The sequence below is a fragment of the Dactylosporangium aurantiacum genome, from assembly GCF_000716715.1.
Lineage (GTDB): Bacteria > Actinomycetota > Actinomycetes > Mycobacteriales > Micromonosporaceae > Dactylosporangium > Dactylosporangium aurantiacum.
Genome location: NZ_JNYJ01000007.1, coordinates 156612 through 176056 on the forward strand (window position 1 = coordinate 156612; position 19445 = coordinate 176056).

Here is a 19445-nt window from a genome sequence, read left to right on the forward strand (position 1 = left end):
ATCATGAGATCCACGTACGGTGGGGGCCATGACCGAGGGTAGGACCCCCCAGCCGCCCGAGCGGCACCGCGGACCGGTGACGCTGCGCCGCGACTCCATCCCGCCGAGCACCGCCGACCAGCGGCTGCTCGACTCGCACCTGCGCAGCGAGTGGAAGACCAAGGACGCCTGGCGGGCGCTGCGGATCCTGAGCGAGTTCGTGGAGGGCTTCGACACCCTCGCCGACCTGCCGCCGTCCGTGAGCGTGTTCGGCTCGGCCCGCAGCAAGGCCGACAGCCCCGAGTGGAAGCTCGGCGAGGAGCTCGGCGGGGCTCTCGCCCGGGCCGGCTACGCCGTCATCACCGGCGGCGGCCCCGGCGTGATGGAGGCGGCCAACAAGGGCGCCGCGGAGGCCGGCGGGCTGTCGGTCGGGCTCGGCATCGAGCTGCCGTTCGAGCAGGGGCTCAACGAGTGGGTCGACCTCGGCATCGACTTCCGCTACTTCTTCGCCCGCAAGACGATGTTCGTCAAGTACGCCCAGGCGTTCGTGGTGCTGCCCGGCGGGTTCGGCACCCTCGACGAGCTGTTCGAGGCGGTGACCCTGGTGCAGACCAAGAAGGTCACCCGCTTCCCGGTGGTGCTGATGGGCACCTCGTACTGGCGGGGCCTGGTCGACTGGCTGCGCGACACCATGCAGGACGCCGGCAAGATCGGCCCGGAGGACCTGGACCTGCTGTACCTCACCGACGACGTCGACGAGGCGGTGCGGCACATCGTGAAGGCCGGCGAGGACGTCGAGGCCGCCTCGGCCCGCCGCACCGCGCGCGAGGCGAGCGGCTGATGGCGTCGATCGGGGTGTTCTGCGCCTCCTCGCAGCGGCTCGACCAGCGCTGGCTCGACCTGGCCCACCAGGTCGGCGTCGAGATCGGCCGGCGCGGCCACGAGCTGGTCTCCGGCGGCGGCTGCGTCGGCATGATGGGCGCGGTCGCCGACGGTGCCCGCGACGGCGGCGGCCGCACGTACGGTGTCATCCCGCAGTCGCTGGTCGACCTGGAGGTCGCCGACACCAAGTCCGACGAGCTGGTGGTCACCGACGGCATGGCCTCGCGCAAGACGATGATGATCGAGCGGGCGGACGCGTTCGTGGTGCTGCCCGGTGGGCTCGGCACCCTCGACGAGCTGTTCGAGGTGTGGACCACCGCGACGCTCGACCTGCACCGCAAGCCGATCCTGCTGCTGGACGCCGACGGCTTCTACGCGGGTCTCGTCGGGTGGCTGCGCGGCCTGGTCGACCAGGAGTTCGTCCGCACCTCGGCGCTGGCGATGCTGCTGGTCGCGGGCGACGTCACCGCCGCGCTGGACCTGCTGGAGGAGTCGCTGCTGCGGTGAACGCCGCGTTCCGGCGAAACAAACTCGCGTCACGAGTGCGACGGTGATCAATTACTCCGGGCCCCCCGGAAGAATGCGCCATTCGAGTTCGGGCATTTCCGCGGGCGAGCGGATCGGATATTCTTTGCGCTCGGGATTCGTCGTGCGTGGGGAATGAGTGTCCGTGGCACAAGTGCAATCCGGCCGTGGCCGACTCGACGGTCTGGTCAACGTGTTGCTGCTGGTGCCGGAGCTGTCCGACCCCGACGCGTGGGACGCCGCGGTGGAGGAGACGGAGCGCCGGCTCGACCGTGACCTGGAGGCCCGGCGCTTCCCGGACCACCGGCGCGACGTGCAGTCGGTGCTGCGGGCCTGCCAGTCGTGCTCCGGCGGGCTGCGCAGCCTCGCCCGCGTGCTGCACGGCATCTACCCGACGGTGTTCACCGCCGACGCCGTGGCCATCGCCGACCGCATCGCCGGTCCGGACCTGCTGTCCGGGCCGGACCGCGACGCGCTGCTGGACATCCTGCGCGACGTGCCGGTGGAGCAGCTCGCCGCGGCCGGCGAGCGGGTCCAGGCCGGTGGCCCGCTGTCGACGAAGGCCGGCTGGAGCGACATTCGCGCCGCCGTGCTCGGCCTCGAGAATGCGTCCGGCGAGATTCCTTCGCTGTTGACATTCATCGATGCATTGGAAGTGGTCGCCGGGCCCCCGAATGCGGACGAGTTGCGCCAGTGGGCAGATTCGGTCAAGGGCGGTCTGCTGTTCGGGCATTCGGCGTCGGTGCTGTCCGTGGACGCCGGGCGCCCGGCGCCGGACGTGCGGGTCGAGCGGCCCTCCGTGGGTGGCCGGCCGGTGCGCTCCCGCCGCGCCGACGGCTCGCAGCCGATCTGGGGCGGCGGCGTGCCGATCCGCAACAGGAACTTCACCGGCCGCGTCGCGCTGCTGGAGCGCCTCGGCTCGGCGCTGCGGCAGGGCTCGAAGGCCTCGGTGCTGCCGCAGACGCTGCAGGGCATGGGCGGTGTCGGCAAGACCCAGCTGGTGGTCGAGTACGTCTACCGCAACATCGACGACTACGACCTGATCTGGTGGATCGCCGCCGAGCAGACCGCGACCGTCCTGGACTCCCTCGCCCAGCTCGCCGAGCGGCTGGGCCTGACCACGACCGACGACCGCCGCCGCACCGCTCGCACGGTGCTGGACTCCCTCGCCGACAGCGGCCTGTCGTGGCTGCTGGTCTATGACAACGTGGACGAGGCGGTGATCCTCGACCAGTTCGTGCCGTCGCACGGCGGCCACGTCATCGTCACCACCCGCAACCAGGAGCTGGCCAGCGGCTGGTCCTCGATCGCCGTCGACGTGTTCGAGCGCGGCGAGAGCGTCGAGCTGCTGCAGCGGCGCAGCCAGGACCCGCACGGGCAGGCCCGCATCAGCGACGTCGAGGCCGACGAGCTGGCCGACAAGCTCGGCGACCTGCCGCTGGCGCTGGAGCAGGCGGTGTCGTGGTATCTGGCCACCGCGATGCCCATCCGCGACTACCTCGAGCTGCTCGACAACCAGATGAGCCGCGAGCTGCTGTCGGAGGGCCGCCCGCAGGGCTACCCGGTCACCGTCGCCGCGTTCGTCAACCTGGCCGTGGAGCGGCTGCGCGAGGTCGCGCCCGCCACGGCGCAGATGTTCGAGCTGTTCGCGTTCCTCGGCGGTGAGCCGGTCGCCGTGTCGCTGCTGCGGTACGGCCGCGACGCCGACATCGCCGAGCCGCTGAAGTCGACGCTGGCCGTGCCGCTGGAGCGCAGCCGGGTGGTGCGCGACCTGAGCCGGTACGGTCTGGCCAAGGTCGACCAGGACGAGCGGCTGCAGGTCCACCGGCTGGTCCAGCGGGTGCTGCAGGAGAGCCTCAGCGAGGAGCAGCGCCGCCGGGCCCTGCTCAACGCGCAGAACATCCTCGCCGCCGCCAACCCCGGCGATCCCGACGAGGTCGGCGAGCTGTCCCGCCAGCGGGACCTCGGCGCGCACCTCACCGCGGCCCGGATGATCTCGGCGGAGAACGCCGCGGCCCGGCAGGTCATCCTGCACCACGCCCGCTACCTCTACCTGACCGGCAACTACGAGGACAGCCGCGACCTGGCGCAGCGGGCCGTCGACGTCTGGTCGCAGGACACCACCGACCCGCTGTACGGGCCCGAGGGCGACTTCACGGTGCAGGCGATCGCGCTGCTGGCCAACGCGACGCGGACCCTCGGCGACAGCGAGAAGGCCCGGGAGCTCGCGCAGACCGCGTACACGGTCATGTCCCGCTCGTCCGGCTTCGGCGAGCGGCACGAGTCGAAGCTCATCACCGGCAACCAGGTCGGCGCCGACCTGCGCATCGCCGGGCTGTACCGCGACGCGCTGGAGTTCGACCTGGTCTCGGTCGGCCTGCACGACGAGGTGTTCGGGCCCTTCGAGAAGTACACGCTGCGGGCCAAGGCCAACCTCGCCGTCGACTACCGGATGGTCGGCGAGTTCGAGAAGGCGCTCGCACTCGACCGGGAGATCGCCACCCACTGGGAGAGCATGGGCGGCACCGACCCGCGGGCGCTGTCGGCGTATCTCAACATGGCCCGCGACTACTACGGCATGGGCGCCTACCAGGCCGGGCTCGACGTCATCGAGCTGTGGCGCGAGCCGCTGCAGCAGAGCCTGGGCCCCCAGCACAGCCAGGTGCTGCTGGCCGGGCGGACCTACGGCGTGATGCTGCGCAAGGCCGGCCGCCGCGAGGAGGCGGTGGGCGTCCTGCGCGACCACTACGAGCGGGTCAAGGAGCGCTTCGACTCGCGGCCCAACCAGGAGCGGCTGCGGGAGGGCTCGAAGCCGGACTCCAACCACGAGTTCGCGCTCGCGGCCGCGATGAGTCTCAGCAACGCGCTGCGGGAGGTGGGCGAGTACGACGAGGCTCTCGCCCTGATCGACGACACGCTGCGCCGCTACGACCAGTACTTCGGCAAGCAGCACCCGCTGACCCTGGTCGCCCGGGTCAACGAGGCCATCCTGCGCCGGGCCCGCGGCGAGTACGCCGAGGCCAGGACGCTGGACGAGCGGTGCTTCACCGCCCTGGGCGCGGTGCTGTCGCCGGACCACCCGTACACGCTGTGCGCCGGCACGTCCCTGGCCGCGGACTTCGCCCTCGCGGGTGAGCGGGAGCGGGCCGCCGAGATGTCCCGGCAGATGCTGCAGATGAGCCGCGCCTACGGCGGCGTGCACGAGGCCCGCGACAACGCCGAGCACCCCTACCTGCTGATGCGCGAGGTCAGCCTGGCGCACGACCTGCGGGCCCTCGGCGAGCAGACCGAGGCCGACCGGGTGTTCGGGCGGGCGGTCACCGGGCTGCGCAAGGCGCTCGGCCCCAACCACCCGGACGTGGCGGCGATCGAGCGCCGGCAGCGGCCCGAGGGTGACATCGAGCCGCCGCCGACGTAGGCCGCGGGTCCGCCGCCGGGCGGGCGGCGGCCGCTCAGGAGGCCTGGGCGGCCAGCCAGCGCTGCCTGGTGCGCTCCAGCCGCTGCTCGGCCTCCAGCGCGACCGCGGCCGGCACGGGCTCCGACAGCATCGCGTCGGTGGCCCGGCGCAGGCCGGCGGCGAGCGACTCGCCGTGCGGGGTCAGCGCGCCGGACTCCTCCACCGCGCTGAGCCCGCGGTCCACCTGCAGGCGGGCCTCGGCGAACTGCAGCTGCGCGTGCGGGCCGAACCTGGCGTCGGCGCGCAGCGCCTGCCACGTCTCGGCGACGCCGACGAAGGCGTACACCCCCTGCAGGAGCCCGGCGATCGGCCGCGGGTCGGCGCGCCAGGGTGCGAAGAAGCGCCGCTTGTCGGCCGGGTCGGTCAAGGTCATGAGGTCGAGCATCGCGCTGAGCTTCGAGTGCTGGAACTCGTGCACGAGCGTCACCGCGAACTCCGCCGGGCTCGGCGGCCTGGTCAGGCCGAACACCCCGAACGCGTGCCGGATCGTGGCGCTGCGCGCGGCCCGCTCGTCGGTCTGCGCCAGCGGCACCAGGGTCCGCAGGCCGGCCTGCAGCTCGGCGGCCCGGACCGGCAGCAGCTCGGCGAGCAGCCGCCACGCCTGCTCGAACAGGGCCTGCCAGCGCTCCAGCTCCGGCACCGGCAGGCGGGTCGCGGGGGGAGCGTGGTGCCCGTGCCGGAACGGGTCCAGGTCGTCGAGGCCGAGGCGGATCCGGCGGCCGGCGGCGTCGCCGGTCAGGTGGCGCACCGGCGACCAGTCCTCGGACCGCTCGTCCAGGGTCGTGCCGTCGGCCGCCACGGTGAGCCGGCCCGCCCTCGCGACCAGCCGGGCGGTGGTGGAGGCGACCGTCGCCGCACCCACGCCGGGGATGCTCACGACGCCGTCGCGCACCGGGACGGCGGCGTCGGCGTCGACCCCGGCCGCCGCACAGGCGACCACGGCCAGGCCGTTGAGGTGGGCGACGTCCTGCCACCCGGCGCCGCCGTGCAGCACCGCCCGGTTGACGATCGAGGACCAGGCGCCGACCAGCGGCGCGCCGATGACCTCGCCGAACGCGCCGGCGTCGGCGGCGCGGGCCGCCTCCAGTGCCCGCACCACGGCGTCGCGCTCGGCGGTGTCGCCGGGCCAGTGCTCCAGCAGGCGCGAGATGAGCAGCAGATGCTTGCTCAGCTGGGCGGCCCGCAGCGACAGGACGGCCTGCGTGCCGCCGGCGCCCCGGGCGAGCCGGTCGAACTCCTCCTGCGTCAGCCGGTGCTCGGCCGTCGTCGTCATGCTCCTGTCACCTGTCCTGCCACTCGCCTTCTGACATCCTCGGACAGCCGTCCGTGTACGTGCTCGATGAGCTTGCGCAGGTCGGCGCAGTACACCGAGGGATTGTGGAAGCCCTGGCCGGGCCGGAACCGGTGCGCGTAGTGCCCGGCGCCGCAGACCGGGTGCACCGGGCAGGCGCGGCAGGTGTCCGACAGCGCCGCCAGACCCAGCTGGCGGGCGATGACCCCGGGGTCGTCGAGCACGCGGTCCAGCTCGTCGTGGCGGATGTCGAGGCCGGTGGCGCAGGCGCCCGGGTACGCCGACTTCAGCGCGTCCACCTGCTCGATCGCGCCGTCGGACTCGATCACCACGACGGCGGCGGGGCTGAGCCCGATCTGCTCGGAGCGGGAGCCGCCGCCGAGCAGCAGGCTGATCACGTCCTCGAACAGCCGGATCCGGGTCTCGCCGCCGCTGTACCACCGGTCGAACACGGCGATGAGCCAGTCCGCGTACGCGGTCCGGGCGTCGTCGTGCGGCCGCTGCGGCGGGTGCTGCCAGTTGGCGTGCGGCAGCAGCAGGTCGACCGTCGGCGGGTCGAACGCCAGCAGCTGCTCGTAGCAGGCGATCGGGTCGGTGCCGGCCGACACCGTGCACAGGATGCCCGCGTAGCTCGCCCGGTGCTCGGGGCGGCGCAGCAGGTCCAGGGCGCGCGCCGCGGCGGCGAAGCTGCCGCGCCCGCTGCGGGTGACCCGGTGCGCGTCGTGCACCTCCGGCACGCCGTCGATGCTCACCCCGAAGGCGATGCCGTGCGGTCGCAGGGCGTCCAGGCGGCGCTCGGTGAGCAGCACGCCGTTGGTCTGCATGCCGACCTCGACGGCGCAGGTGTCCGGCACCGCGCCCCGCAGCCGGGTGGTCAGTGCGCCGATCCGTTCGGTGCCGAACAGCAGCGGCTCACCCCCGTGGAGGATGACCCGCACGCCCCGCGAGCCGTGCGCCGCGGCGTGCCGGCCGATCGCGTCGACGGCCGCCTCCCACACGTCCTGCGGCATCGCGGCCGGCCGGTCGCGCCAGCTCTGGTCGACGGTCTCGTAGACGTAGCAGTAGTCGCAGGCGAGGTTGCACCGCTGATGGATCTTCAGCACGATGTCGTGCACCGGGGCGGGTCGCCAACCGTGCGCCCGGGCCGCCGCCACGTCGAGCGTCGCGTAGGGCCAGGGCGCCGCCGCCCGGTGCACGTCCCGTGCCGCGGCCACGCCGGCCCCGGCGCTGCCGGTGACGGCAGGCCGGGCGGTGGTGGCCGCGCCGTTCACGACGACGCGTAGGACTGGAACGCTGAGATGATGCCATCGGGATCGTCGAGACTGCGGACCAGCCGTTGCACGGAGCGGGCCAGCACCGAGTCACCGGTGCTGAGCAGTTCCGTGAGCGGGAGGTCCGACACGTCGATCAGGGGCGCCCAGGCATGCTGGTCGCCAGCTGTCGGTGCGGAAACGGCATCCACCGGTAGGCCTCCACTCAAAGGGCTGCGAGCCGTTTGACAAAATGAGCTTGCGGGCGTCGAAAAGTCCGAATTGTCGCACCCCCGCTACCCCGAGCGTACAGAAGTGTGTCGGCACGCCCACGGCTCTGACAATCCCACGTTCGTCGCTTGACGATTCTTGACGTGAATGGGGGCGCGCTGACCAGCGGCGACGGGGTAAGGGACCGTCGGCGCGCGGGTGGCGTGCGAGGGGCTCCGAGAGGGCGATCACGGATCGTCGCGCGGCCCCCCGACCGGTCTCGCCGTAGTGTGAGACTGGACGTTTCAGCAGCACCTGGCAATGCCGCGGGGACCGGTTGACAATTCTTGACGCCGGCCCGCGATCAGGTCGGTGGCGGTTCGATGGTGGCGTCCAGCCGTGCGCCGCGGGCCACCTCGGCCACCGCCGGGTGCGCCGGTCCGCGGGATCTGCGCAGGTCGGCGAGGACCTTCTCGAGCAGCCGCTGGCCGGCGTCGACCTCGCCCGCGGCGTGCCGGTCCAGCGCCAGGTTGGCCCCCGCGGTGAGGGTGTCGGGGTGGGTGTCGCCGCGGGTCTGCTTCGCCAGCAGGTAGGCCTGTTCGGAGCGGCCCCGGGCGCCGACCGCGTCGCCGGTGAGCGACATGTCGGTGGCGAGGTTCACCAGCGTGGCGATCGTGTAGGGGTGGTCCTTGCCGACGGTGTCGTGCAGGGCGTCGTAGGCGATGGTGTCGGCGGCCCGGGCCCGCAGGTACTCACCCTTGGCGCGCAGGATCGAGGCCCGGTTCACCTCGGCGGCGAGGGTGAGCGGGTTGCGCGGGCCGAACGTGCGCTGGTAGGAGCCGACGGCCTCGGCGGCGAGCTGGAACGCGTCGGAGAGCGACTCCTGCCGGCCCTGCTGGCGCAGCGCGTTGGCGTAGCTCATCTTCGCCGCGAGGGTGTACTCGTGCGCGGGGCCGAGGGAGGTGATGCAGTCGTGGTAGTGGTCGCGCAGGGCGTTGAGCGCCTCGGTGGTCTCGCCCATGCCGAGCCGGGCCAGCGCCACGGTCCGCGCCGCCCGCAGGACCCCGCGGTGGGTCTCGCCGAGGACCCGTAACGCCGTCGGGGCGTAGTGCTGCTGCAGCTCGATCACCTCGCGGTAGCGGCCGAGCCCGTACAGGTCCTCCGCCAGCGCGTTGACCGTCAGCAGGGTCTTGTCCCGTTCGGTGCCGTGCCGCTCCAGGTGCCGCAGCAGCTCGAAGCGGTCCATCTCCTCCGCCTCGGCGAACCGGCCCAGGTGCCGGCAGCTCACCGCCAGGTTGTGCAGGCTGGCCGAGGTGAGCGCGTGCCGCTCGCCGTGCTGCGGGGAGTCCAGGTACCGGTGGTAGGTGTCCTGGTCGATGTCGTACGCGGCCCGGTACTGCCCGGCGATGCGCAGGTCGGCGGCGTGGCTGGTGGCCAGCGCCAGGGTCTCGCGGTGGTCGGGGCCGAACGCCGGGTTGTCCCGCAGCCGGGGCATCGTGTCCCTGGTCAGGTCGTGCGCCTGCTGGTACTGCCCGACGGCGCGCAGCCCGTTGGCCCATTCCCGGGTGCTCAGCAGCACCAGGTTGTCGTCGGCGCCGAGGAAGTCCGGCGCGCTCCAGCGCCTGACGGCGGCCTCGGCGAGCCGGATGGCGTCCTCGTACTCGCCCATCAGGTACCGGTAGCGGATCTGGTGGAACACCGTCTGCCGGGCGGCGGGCAGCGCCGAGCCGACGAGCCCGGAGGGCAGCACGTGCGCGGCGATCTCCCGGTGCATGTCGTGCGAGGCGAGGTCGTCGGGCCAGCCCGGGTCGGCGGCGGCGAGGATCGCGTGCACGTTGCGGCGGGCCCGGTCGCGGGCCTCCGGACTCAGCGCGTCGCGCAGCGCGAGCCGCATCAGCGGCTGCACCTCGATGCGCTGCGTCTCCTGGTGCAGCCGGGCCAGGCCGAACCGGCTGATCTGCTGGATGACCTTGCTCAGCTCCAGCCGGTGCCGCATCGTGCGCATGAGGTCCGGGGACAGCTCGTCGCCGTGGTCGACGCTCAGCAGCGTCACCGACACCGGCTCCGAGCCCAGGAACGCGAACAGTTCGAACACCCCGACCGCCACCGGGTTCGTCTGGCGCAGCTGGTCGAGGGCGACCTGCAGCAGCGCGGCGACGGTGTGCGGGTAGTGCGCCGGCTGCCCGGTCGCGAGCAGGCCCGGCCCCGGCTCGTCCAGGCGGTCGCGCAGCTCCTCCCAGCTCAGCCCGGACGCCAGCTTCAGCGCCGCGATCTGCTCCAGCGCCAGCGGCAGCCGCCCGTGCCGGCTGGCCAGCTCGTCGGCGTCGTCGCCGCGCAGCTCCGGGAAGCGCTTGCGCAGGAACTGGATCGCCTCGGCCCGGTCGAAGTCGGGCACCTCGATCGCCAGGTACGAGCTGTCGTTGGCCCACGCCGGGTCCCGCGTGGTCACGATGATCTTGCCGCCGATCGACGGGAAGAACGGGCGGACCTGCTCGTTCTCCACCCCGTCGAACACCAGCAGGAACGGCGCACCGGCCGACTCCAGCCGGGAGATGACGTTGTCGATGGTCTGCTTGACGTTGGCCTGCGCCGGCACGCCGAGCCGCTCCGCCAGCTCGGTCAGCGCCGAACCCGCCCGGGTCGCCGGGATCCACCAGATCACCGTGTACGCGTCGGCGTACTGCTCGATGTACTCCCGCGCCAGCTGCGTCTTGCCGGCGCCGCCCAGCCCGTAGAGCACCAGCGGGCTCGGCCGCTGCGAACGCAGCCGGGCCGCCATCGTGTCCAGCAGGATCTCCCGGCCGACGAAGTACGGGTTGCGCTGCGGGAACTCGCCGCGGATCCGCTCGCCCGGCGGGACCGGCGCCGAGCTCGCCGCGGGCCGTGCCCGCCGCGGGTCCGGCGGGACGGGCGTGCCGCGCGCGGTGGGCGGCGTGCTGCCGCCGGCGATCCGGCCCGGGGACTTCGGCGGCGCGGCCGGCACCGCCAGCCACAGCCCGAGCAGGCTCTCCAGGAACGTGGTCATGTCGTGGTGCCGGTCGGACATCTGGTCCAGCTGCACCGCGATCGAGCGCACCTTGCCCCAGGACGGCACCGACTTGCCGCCGAGGGTGGCGGTGATGGTCTCGTGGGAGACGGTCTCGTCCAGCTCGAGGTTCTTGCGGATACCGACGCTGATGATCCGGGAACCGGGCTTGCCGGCGTCGTTGTACAGCGAGTGCATGGCGACGACGAGGTCCCGATGTGGTCCAGCTGGCAACTGAACCGGATCGGGAAGCTGGATCACCACGCAGTACGCTCCGAAACCCGTGCCGACATGTCAAGTTTCGTCAAGTGCCAAGGATCGCATGGCAGTGCCATGGCGAACAACCTCGACCTTGACCCTCATGGATCTTGATTGACCCCCGATCCGCATTCTGTCAAACGTGGTCCGGCAATTGAAGTCAACTGCTGACGATGAATTTCCGACAGTATTCCGAGAAGCCCTCGGTTACTGCCGCGCATGGCCTCTGAGCTGGTGTTCCTGCATATCTGACAAGGAATTCGGCGGTGCCGGCGTCGGGTTTGGCCGGGGGCGTTCCACAGTGCGACCGATCGCGAAGTCGGCGGTCTCCCCGATGGTCCCGACGATCAGCGTATGGCCCCGGCGACCGGCCCGGCGACCCGCTTGTTGCGGATGCTCGGCCGGACCGTCGCCAATGCGCCACGAAGTCGTCCGGAATGAACGATCGGAAACGGCCGGTGGACGACCGGGCGACCGCCGCCGGGGCACGGCCGCCACCGCCGCGCCCGCCGGACCGCGACCCGCCGCCGCGGGTCGTGGGTGCTCGCGGCGGAACTGTCGGACGGGCGTGATTGCATAGCGGCGTGACCGCGACCGCTTCCCCCCAGTCGGCCAGGCGCGGGACCTACCGCCTGGTCCGGCGGCCGGGTCCGGCGGCCGTCCCGATCGACACGGACCCGTTCCAGCGGCTCGTCGTCGAGCACCGCGCCGGCCCCCTGCTCGTCATCGGCGGGCCCGGCACGGGCAAGACGACCACCCTCGTGGAGGCCGTCGCCGCCCGGGTCGCCGACGGGGTGGATCCCGAGCGGATCCTGGTCCTCACGTTCGGCCGGCGCGGCGCGGTGCGGCTGCGCGACCGCATCGAGGCCCGGCTGGGGCGCGCGGCCGGGCTGCGCACCACCGCCGAGCCGATGGTGCGCACCTTCCACGGCTACGCGTTCGGCCTGCTGCGCCGCGCCGCCGTCGAGCGCGGCGAGCCCTCGCCCCGCCTGCTCACCGGCCCCGAGCAGGACCTCGTCATCCGTGAGCTGCTCGCCGGCTCGCCGGCGCCGTGGCCGGAGGCGCTGCGCGGCGCCCTCGGCACCCGCGCGTTCGCCACGGAGCTGCGCGACCTGCTGCTGCGCGCGGTCGAGCGGGGCGTCGGCCCGCCGGGGCTGGCCCGGCTGGCGGCCGTGCACCAGCGCCCCGACTGGGCCGCCGCGGCCCGGTTCTTCGAGGAGTACCTGCAGGTCCTCGCCCTGCGCGACGCCACCAGCCGGGGTGCGGTCGCCTACGACTACGCCGAGCTGGTGCGGGCCGCGGCCGGGCTGCTGGTCGACGAGCCCGACGTCCTCGCCGCGGAGCGGCGCCGGATCGAGTGCGTCTACCTCGACGAGCTGCCCGACACCGACCCCGCCCAGATCGAGCTGCTGGACCTCGTCGCGGGCGCCGGCGCGCACCTCGTCGCGTTCGCCGACCCGGACTCGTCCACGTTCGCGTTCCGCGGCGCCGACCCCGGCATCGTCGGCGAGTTCCCCGACCGGTTCCGCACCGCCGGCGGCCGGCCCGCACCGCAGGTCGTCCTGCCGCACTCACGCCGGCTCGGCGACGGGCTGCTCGGGCCGGCCCGCCGGGTCGCGTCGCGGCTGCGCGGCCCCGCCCGGCACCGGCAGCTGGAGGCGCAGCGCCCCGGCGGCAGCGTGGAGACCGCGACGTTCGGCTCCGAGACCACCGAGGCGGCGTTCCTCGCCCACCGCCTGCGCGAGGCGCACCTGCTGCGCGGCGTGCCGTGGTCCCGCATGGCGGTGGTGGTGCGCTCCACCGCCCGGCAGCTGGCGCCGCTGCAGCGGGCGCTGCACGCCGCGGGCGTGCCGACGGTCACCGAGGCCGAGGACCTGCCGCTGCACCTGCAGCCGGCGATCGCGCCGCTGCTGCTGCTCCTGCGCTGCGCCCTGGACGACGACCGGCTCGACGAGGACGCCGCGATCGCACTGCTGCACTCGCCGCTCGGCGGCGCCGACCCCCTCGCCGAGCGGCGCCTCCGGCAAGGGCTGCGGGCCCTCGCCCTCGCCGCCGGGGACCGGCGCCCGTCCGGCGTGCTGCTGCTGCACGCCCTGCGCAACCCCGGCGACCTGGCCGACGTCGAGCGGCGCTGGGCGGCGCCGGCGCGCACTGTCGGGCGGCTGCTGCAGGACGTCCGCGCCGCCGCGGCCCGGCCCGGTGCCACCGCCGAGGAGGTGCTGTGGACCGCCTGGCAGGGCAGCGGCCTCGCCGATCGGTGGGCGGCGCTGAGCGCCCGCGGCGGGCACCGCGGCGCCGCCGCCGACCGTGACCTCGACGCGGTCGTGTCGCTGTTCGACGCGGCGGCCCGCTTCACCGACCGGCTCCCCGGCGCCGGCCCCGCCGTCTTCCTCGACCACGTCGAGGGTCAGGACCTGCCCGCCGACTCCCTGGCCCCGTCCGCCGACCGCGGCGAGGCGGTGCGCATCCTCACCGCGCACGCCGCGAAGGGCCTCGAGTGGGACGTCGTCGCCGTCGCCGGCGTGCAGGAGGGCGTCTGGCCCGACCTGCGGCTGCGCGGCAGCGTCCTGGGCTCCGAGCTGCTCGTCGAGGTCCTCGCCGGCCGCACCATGGAGACGATCGGCCGGCTGTCGGCGCTGCTGGACGAGGAGCGCCGCCTCTTCTACGTCGCCGTCACCCGGGCCCGCGAGCAGGTCCTGGTCACCGCCGTCGCGTCCGGCGACGGCGAGGAGCAGCCGAGCCGGTTCCTCACCGAGCTCACCAACGCCGACGCCGGCGCCGACGGGGAGCTCGACGGTGCCGTCATGTTCGAGCCGCCCCGCGCGCTGACCCTGCCGACACTCGTCGCCGAGCTGCGGGTCGCCCTCGTCGACCCCGACGCCACCGACGACCGCCGCGCCGCGGCCGCCGCGATCCTCGCCCGGCTCGCCGCCGAAGGGGTGCCCGGCGCCGACCCCGACAGCTGGTGGGGGCTGCAGCCGCTGTCGGACGACCGGCCCCTCGTCGACCCCGGCGAGCCGGTGACGGTGACCCCGTCCACCGTGGAGAGCGTCGACCGGTGCAGCCTGCGCTGGCTGCTGGAGCGCCACGGCGGGCAGCTGACCCCGTCGCCGGAGCAGTCGATCGGCAACCTCGTGCACGCCGCCGCGATGCTCGCCTCCGACGCCACCGCCGACCGGGCCCAGCTCGTCGCGTATGTCGCCGACCGCTTCGACGCGATCGAGCTGTCCGCGCGGTGGCTCGCCGGCCGCGAGCGGGACCGCGCCGAGACCATGCTGGACAAGCTGATCGGCTGGCTCGCCGGCAACCCGCGCCGGCTCGTCGCGATCGAGCAGGACTTCCTGGTGGAGCTCGCCGACCCCGAGGCGCCGGTCGAGATCAAGGGCCGCGTCGACCGGCTCGAGCTCGACGAGCAGGGCCGGCTCGTGGTCGTGGACCTCAAGACCGGCAAGTCGATCCCCGCCAACGCCAACCTGGCCGAGCATCCGCAGCTCGCGGCGTACCAGGCGGCGATCGAGCTCGGCGCCTTCGAGGAGTCGACCGTCCCCGGCGGGGCCGCGCTGGTCCAGCTCGGCGGCGAGACCAGCGCCGCCCGCGAGCAGGTCCAGCCGCCGCTCGGCGAGGCCGGCGACCCCAACTGGGCGCAGGCGCTGGTGAAGAAGACCGCCAAGACGATGGCCGCCTCGACGTTCGACGCCGTCGTCAACAACAAGTGCCGGGTCTGCCCGGTCAAGACCTCCTGCCCCGTGTCCGGCAAGGGCCGGCACGTCACGTGAGCGTGCTACCGCGTGACGCCGGCGTGAGCGTCCCCCCGCGTGGCGGGGGGCGCGCCGTCGCGTACACCCCCGTCGAGCTCGCCGGGCTGCTGCGGCAGGCGGCGCCGACCCCGCAGCAGGCGGCGGTCGTCGCCGCGCCCGTCGCGCCGCTGCTCGTCGTGGCCGGCGCCGGATCCGGCAAGACCGAGACGATGGCCGCCCGGGTCGTCTGGCTCGTCGCCAACGGCCACGCCCGCCCCGAGCAGATCCTCGGCCTCACCTTCACCCGCAAGGCCGCCGGCGAGCTGTCCCACCGCATCCGGCAGCGGCTCGGGCAGCTGGTGCGCCGCCTCGGCCGCGACGACCTGATCGCCGGCGAGCCGACCGTGGCCACCTACCACTCCTACGCCGCCCGGGTGGTCCGCGAGCACGGCGTCCGCGCCGGCTTCGAACCCTCCACCCGGCTGCTCACCGAGGCCGCCTGCTGGCAGCTCGCGGACGCCGTCGTGCGCGGCTACGACGGTGACATGACCGCCGTGTCGTCGGCACCGTCGACGGTCGTCGACGCCGTGCTGCACCTCGCCGGCGACCTCGCCGAGCACCTGCGCGCGCCCGAGGACGTCGCCGCCTGGACCGGCCGGTTCTTCGCCGAGGTGAGCGCCAAGACCGGCAAGATGGCCAAGCCGGTGCGCGACCTGCTGTCCCGGCAGCAGGCCCGGCTGCAGCTGCTGCCGCTGATCCGGCAGTACCAGGAGAAGAAGCAGCTGCTGGAGGCCATGGACTTCGGCGACCAGCTGTCCCGGGCCGCCCGGGTCGCGCTCGCCCATCCGGAGGTCGGCGCGGTCGAGCGGGACCGGTTCCGGGTGGTGCTGCTCGACGAGTACCAGGACACCAGCCACGCGCAGGTGGTCCTGCTGCGCTCGCTGTTCGGCGGCGGCCACCCGGTGACCGCGGTCGGCGATCCGTGCCAGTCCATCTACGGCTGGCGCGGCGCCTCCGCGGGCACCCTGGAGCGGTTCCCGGCCGAGTTCCCGACGGCGGCCGGGGCGCCGGCGACGCAGCTGAGCCTCACCACCAGCTGGCGCAACCGCCCCGAGATCCTCGACGTCGCCAACGCGCTGTCCGCCCCGCTGCGCGCGCACGGCGCCCGCGTCGCCGAGCTCGCCCCCGCCGACGTCCTCGCCGAGCCCGCGTCGACCGCGACCGTCCACTGTGCGCTGCTGGACACCTACGCCGACGAGGCCGCCTGGATCGCCGACCGGATCGTCGCGTCGTGGCGGCTCGCGGCGAAGGTGGCCCCGGAGACGTTCCCGATGGACATCCCCGTCGAGGACCGGCCGACGACCGCGGTGCTGGTGCGCACCCGCGCCCAGATCCCCGCCCTGGAGAACGCGCTGCGCTCCCGCGGGCTGCCGGTCGAGGTCGTCGGGCTCGGCGGCCTGCTCGACACCCCCGAGGTCCGTGACGTCGTCAGCGTCCTGCGGGTCCTCGCCGACCCCGCCGAGGGCGCGGCGCTGCTGCGCATCCTGACCGGCCCGCGCTGGCGGATCGGCCCGCGGGACCTCGTCGCCCTGTACCGCCGGGCCCGCGCGCTCGCCGCCGCCCGCCGGGCCGGCCCCGTCGACGACGAGCCGGCCCTCGCCGACCGCCTCGACGAGGCCGTGCTGGTCGAGGCCCTGGACGACCTCGGCGACCCGGACGCGTACTCACCGGCCGGCCACGCCCGGTTCGCCGCGCTCGGCGCGGAGCTGCGCCGCCTGCGGTGGCGCCTCGACCAGCCGCTGCCGGACCTCGTCGCCGACATCGAGCGGGCCACCGGCCTCGACGTCGAGGTCGCCGCCCGGCCCGGCGACGCCGGCCTGGCCCGCGGGCACCTCGACGCGTTCAGCAACATCGCGGCCCGGTTCGCCGGCGAGTCGGAGGGCGCGACCCTCGGCGCGTTCCTGGCGTTCCTGGCCGCCGCGGAGAACGAGGAGCGCGGCCTCGCCCCGGGCGAGGTCGAGGTCGTCTCGGGCGCGGTGCAGATCCTGACCGCGCACGCCGCGAAGGGTCTCGAGTGGGACGTGGTGTCCGTCGCCGGCCTCTGCGTCGACGTGTTCCCCGGCGCCAGCAACGCGGGCGACCACTGGCTGCGCGGCCTCGGGGTCCTGCCGTTCCCGCTGCGCGGCGACAGCGACGGGCTGCCGGTGCTGGACCTGTCGGCCGTCGAGGACGTCAAGGGCGTCGTGCGGCGCCTGGAGGCGTTCACCACCGACTGGCGCGAGCACGACGTGCGGGAGGAGCGGCGGCTGGCGTACGTCGCCGTCACCCGCCCCCGCCGGCTCCTGCTGGCCAGCGGGTACTGGTGGGGCGACGGGGTGAAGCGCGCCCGCGGCCCGTCGGTGTTCCTGGAGGAGATCCGCGACCGCTGCCGGTCCGGCGCCGGGGTGGTCGACGCGTGGGCCGCCCCGCCGCCGCCGGACGCGCAGAACCCGACGGCCGACGCCGTGCCCAGCGCGAGCTGGCCCGCCGACCCGCTCGGCGCCCGCCGGCCGCTGCTGGAGGCGGCCGCCGGGATGGTCCGTGCGGCGGCCGCCGCCATCGCCCCTGCGGCGCACCCGGCCGCCGGCATCGCCCCTGCGGCGCACCCGGCCGCCGGCGTCGAACCGCCGGACGGTGCCGTGACCGGCGCCGCGCCCTCGGACGTCGCCGTGGCCGGTCCGGCGCCTTCGGACGACGTCGCCGCGGCCGGACCGGTGCCGGCGGACGGCGGCGCGGTGGCCGTACCGACGCCGCGGCCGGACGACACGGGTGCGCCGGCGCGGGTCGCGTGGCCCGAGGAGGTGCTCCGCGACGGCTCGGGCCGGCGGTGGGCGGCGGAGGCCGACCTCCTCCTGGCCGAGCGGGCCCGGCTCACCCCGCAGCTCAACGCCCCCGTCGACGTGGCGCTGCCCGGGCACCTGTCGGTGTCGCAGCTGGTGGCGCTGCGCCGCGACCCGCAGCGGCTGGCCCGTGCGCTGCGCCGGCCGCTGCCGTCGCGCCCCGACCCGTACGCGCGCCGCGGGACCGCGTTCCACCACTGGCTGGAGCAGCGGTTCAAGGCCGAGCGCCTGATCGACCTCGACGAGCTGCCCGGCGCCGCCGACGAGGGCGCCGCACCGGACGAGGCCCTGGCCGACCTGCAGGAGCGGTTCCTGGCCGGGGAGTGGGCCGACCGGGTGCCGCTGGACGTCGAGGTGCCGTTCGCGTCCGTGATCGCCGGGGTGGTGGTGCGCGGGCGGATGGACGCCGTGTACGCGTACCCCGACGGGCGCTACGACGTCGTGGACTGGAAGACCGGCGCCCAGCCCTCCGGCGCGGACGCTACGGCCGCCGCGGTGCAGCTCGCCGCGTACCGGCTGGCGTGGGCGGAGCTCAAGGGCGTGCCGCTGGACCTGGTCGGCGCGGCGTTCTTCTACGTCCGCGACGGCGTCACGGTCCGCCCCGCCGACCTGCTCGACGAGGCGGGGCTGCTCGCCCTCATCGCCTCGCTGCCGGTCTGATCAACAGCAAGGTCGCGTCAAGCTTCCGACACCTCGCTGTCCACGCAACCGCGCCGTCCTCGAAGCTGTCCAAGGGGCATGCGGACAGGCATGCGAGGGGAAGTGCGCAGGATGCAGACATCGCCGACGCGCGAGGTCGCACTGGTGGTCGGGGTCGCGACCGCCGGGGTGCTGACCGCGGCCCTGCTCGTCATCGGCCCGGTGGCCGCCGCCGACTCCCCGAGGTATCCGCAGGTCACCGACGTCCGCACGCCGATCCAGCCGCAGCCGTAGCGGTTTTGGCAGACTGGCGTCGGGCTGCGACACTTACCGTTGAGATGACCGAGCAGCAATCACCGTGGGCTCAGCCGGACACGCAGGTCGTGCTGGCGCCCGTCGGGCCGGCGCCGACGATCCAGCGCACGGCCGAGCCGCCGCGCGCCGCGCCGGGCTACCGGTCGGGCCGGGTCTCGGGCACCGGCGTGCCGCCGGTCGTGCCGCCCCCGTCGTGGCCGTCCGGCGGCGGTGGCGGCGGCGACGATGACGACCCGGTCAAACGCAACAAGCGCATCCTCAAGGTGCTCAGCGGCAGCGCCGTCGCCGTCGTCCTGATCGGCCTCGTCGTCATCCTCGTCTCGGTGATGACCGGCAACGCCACCACCCCCGGCGGCCTGTTCGACAACCGGGCCAAGGGCCCCAGCGACACCCGCCCCGAGCTGGCCCGCCGCTGCCCGCCGCCGACCATCCCACCCGAGGTCCCACCCGGCGGCGCCGACGTGCCGCCCGGCCCGCGGACCACCGACCCGGAGGCCGGGATCTCCTACAAGGAGTACGGCGACCCGTGGCAGCCGTGGGACGCCGCCTGGGTCGACCGGGGCGAGCTGAAGGTCACCTACCAGATCGGCCAGCACTTCGTCACCGAGCCCGACTACGTCGCCGGCAGCGACTACCACGCGACGATCCTGTCCGGCCACGTCCCGGCCACCGTCAACGACGGCTCGGTGCTCGACCTCAAGTGCGCCGGCGACCAGATCGCCGCCGACGTGCGGATCAGCTTCTACCCGAAGAACAACGAGCTGGAGCCGATCTCCGCCAAGGACCTCACCCTCGGCGGCCGCCCCGCCCGCCTGATCAAGTTCCGGCTGCACTTCTCGCAACCCGGGCTGAAGGCGAAGAGCGAGCTGGTGTCGATCGCCCTCATCGACCTGGGCAAGCCCGAGGCCGCCATCCTGTACGTGTCGATCCCCGACACCCACCGCCAGTTCGACTACATCGCCGACGAGGCCCCCGAGTCCGTCCGCCCCCTGTAGCGG

General features: G+C 74.3%; 11 protein-coding genes. 7 read left to right on the forward strand and 4 right to left on the reverse strand.

The window, feature by feature from the left end; all coding sequences use genetic code 11:
* Nucleotides 1-28 precede the first annotated feature (28 nt).
* The 3 genes from OP18_RS09550 to fxsT (OP18_RS09560) all read left to right on the forward strand — a co-directional run bounded on the left by OP18_RS09550 (nucleotide 29) and on the right by fxsT (OP18_RS09560) (nucleotide 4804).
* Complete coding sequence (locus tag OP18_RS09550; protein ID WP_033358411.1) at nucleotides 29-820, forward strand: LOG family protein; 792 nt, start codon at nucleotides 29-31, stop codon at nucleotides 818-820.
* Nucleotides 820-1368, forward strand: a complete 549-nt coding sequence (locus OP18_RS09555) for an LOG family protein (RefSeq protein ID WP_033358412.1) — start codon at nucleotides 820-822, stop codon at nucleotides 1366-1368. Before OP18_RS09550 ends, OP18_RS09555 begins: the two co-directional genes overlap by 1 nt.
* A gap of 163 nt (nucleotides 1369-1531) precedes the next feature.
* Complete coding sequence (gene fxsT / locus OP18_RS09560) at nucleotides 1532-4804, forward strand: FxSxx-COOH system tetratricopeptide repeat protein (RefSeq protein WP_156089388.1); 3273 nt, start codon at nucleotides 1532-1534, stop codon at nucleotides 4802-4804.
* 34 nt (nucleotides 4805-4838) lie between these two features.
* On the opposite strand, the gene OP18_RS09565 is transcribed toward fxsT (OP18_RS09560), so the two are convergent.
* From OP18_RS09565 to fxsT (OP18_RS09575), 4 genes are all read right to left on the reverse strand, one after another.
* A complete protein-coding gene (locus OP18_RS09565; RefSeq protein ID WP_052386443.1) occupies nucleotides 4839-6116 on the reverse strand; it encodes an HEXXH motif domain-containing protein in 1278 nt (425 codons plus the stop codon).
* Nucleotides 6113-7405 carry an FxsB family cyclophane-forming radical SAM/SPASM peptide maturase gene (locus OP18_RS09570; RefSeq protein WP_245635315.1) on the reverse strand — a complete coding sequence of 431 codons (1293 nt, stop codon included), beginning with the start codon at nucleotides 7403-7405 and terminating at the stop codon, nucleotides 6113-6115. The genes OP18_RS09565 and OP18_RS09570 overlap by 4 nt, the downstream gene beginning before the upstream one ends.
* Entirely contained in the window at nucleotides 7402-7596 is a 195-nt protein-coding gene (gene fxsA / locus OP18_RS54925) for an FxSxx-COOH cyclophane-containing RiPP peptide (protein WP_162189761.1), read from the reverse strand. The genes OP18_RS09570 and fxsA overlap by 4 nt, the downstream gene beginning before the upstream one ends.
* 362 nt (nucleotides 7597-7958) lie before the next feature.
* Nucleotides 7959-10817 (reverse strand): FxSxx-COOH system tetratricopeptide repeat protein, encoded by a 2859-nt coding sequence (fxsT, locus tag OP18_RS09575; RefSeq protein ID WP_033358414.1) that lies wholly within the window; start codon nucleotides 10815-10817, stop codon nucleotides 7959-7961.
* 644 nt (nucleotides 10818-11461) lie between these two features.
* Between fxsT (OP18_RS09575) and OP18_RS09580 the strand changes: the two genes are divergently transcribed.
* The 4 genes from OP18_RS09580 (at nucleotide 11462) to OP18_RS09590 (ending at nucleotide 19442) form a co-directional block, all read left to right on the forward strand.
* The gene (locus OP18_RS09580; RefSeq protein ID WP_052386444.1) at nucleotides 11462-14653 is read left to right on the forward strand and encodes an ATP-dependent helicase; all 3192 of its coding nucleotides are present in this window, start codon (nucleotides 11462-11464) and stop codon (nucleotides 14651-14653) included.
* A gap of 23 nt (nucleotides 14654-14676) precedes the next feature.
* Nucleotides 14677-18153, forward strand: coding sequence for an ATP-dependent helicase (locus tag OP18_RS09585; RefSeq protein WP_052386510.1), 3477 nt, complete (start codon nucleotides 14677-14679; stop codon nucleotides 18151-18153).
* A gap of 111 nt (nucleotides 18154-18264) precedes the next feature.
* Nucleotides 18265-18426: a hypothetical protein gene (locus tag OP18_RS56930; protein WP_156089389.1), complete on the forward strand. Its 162-nt coding sequence runs from the start codon at nucleotides 18265-18267 to the stop codon at nucleotides 18424-18426.
* Nucleotides 18427-18470: 44 nt separating this feature from the next.
* Nucleotides 18471-19442, forward strand: coding sequence for a hypothetical protein (locus OP18_RS09590; protein ID WP_033358415.1), 972 nt, complete (start codon nucleotides 18471-18473; stop codon nucleotides 19440-19442).
* The last annotated feature ends 3 nt before the right edge of the window (nucleotides 19443-19445 follow it).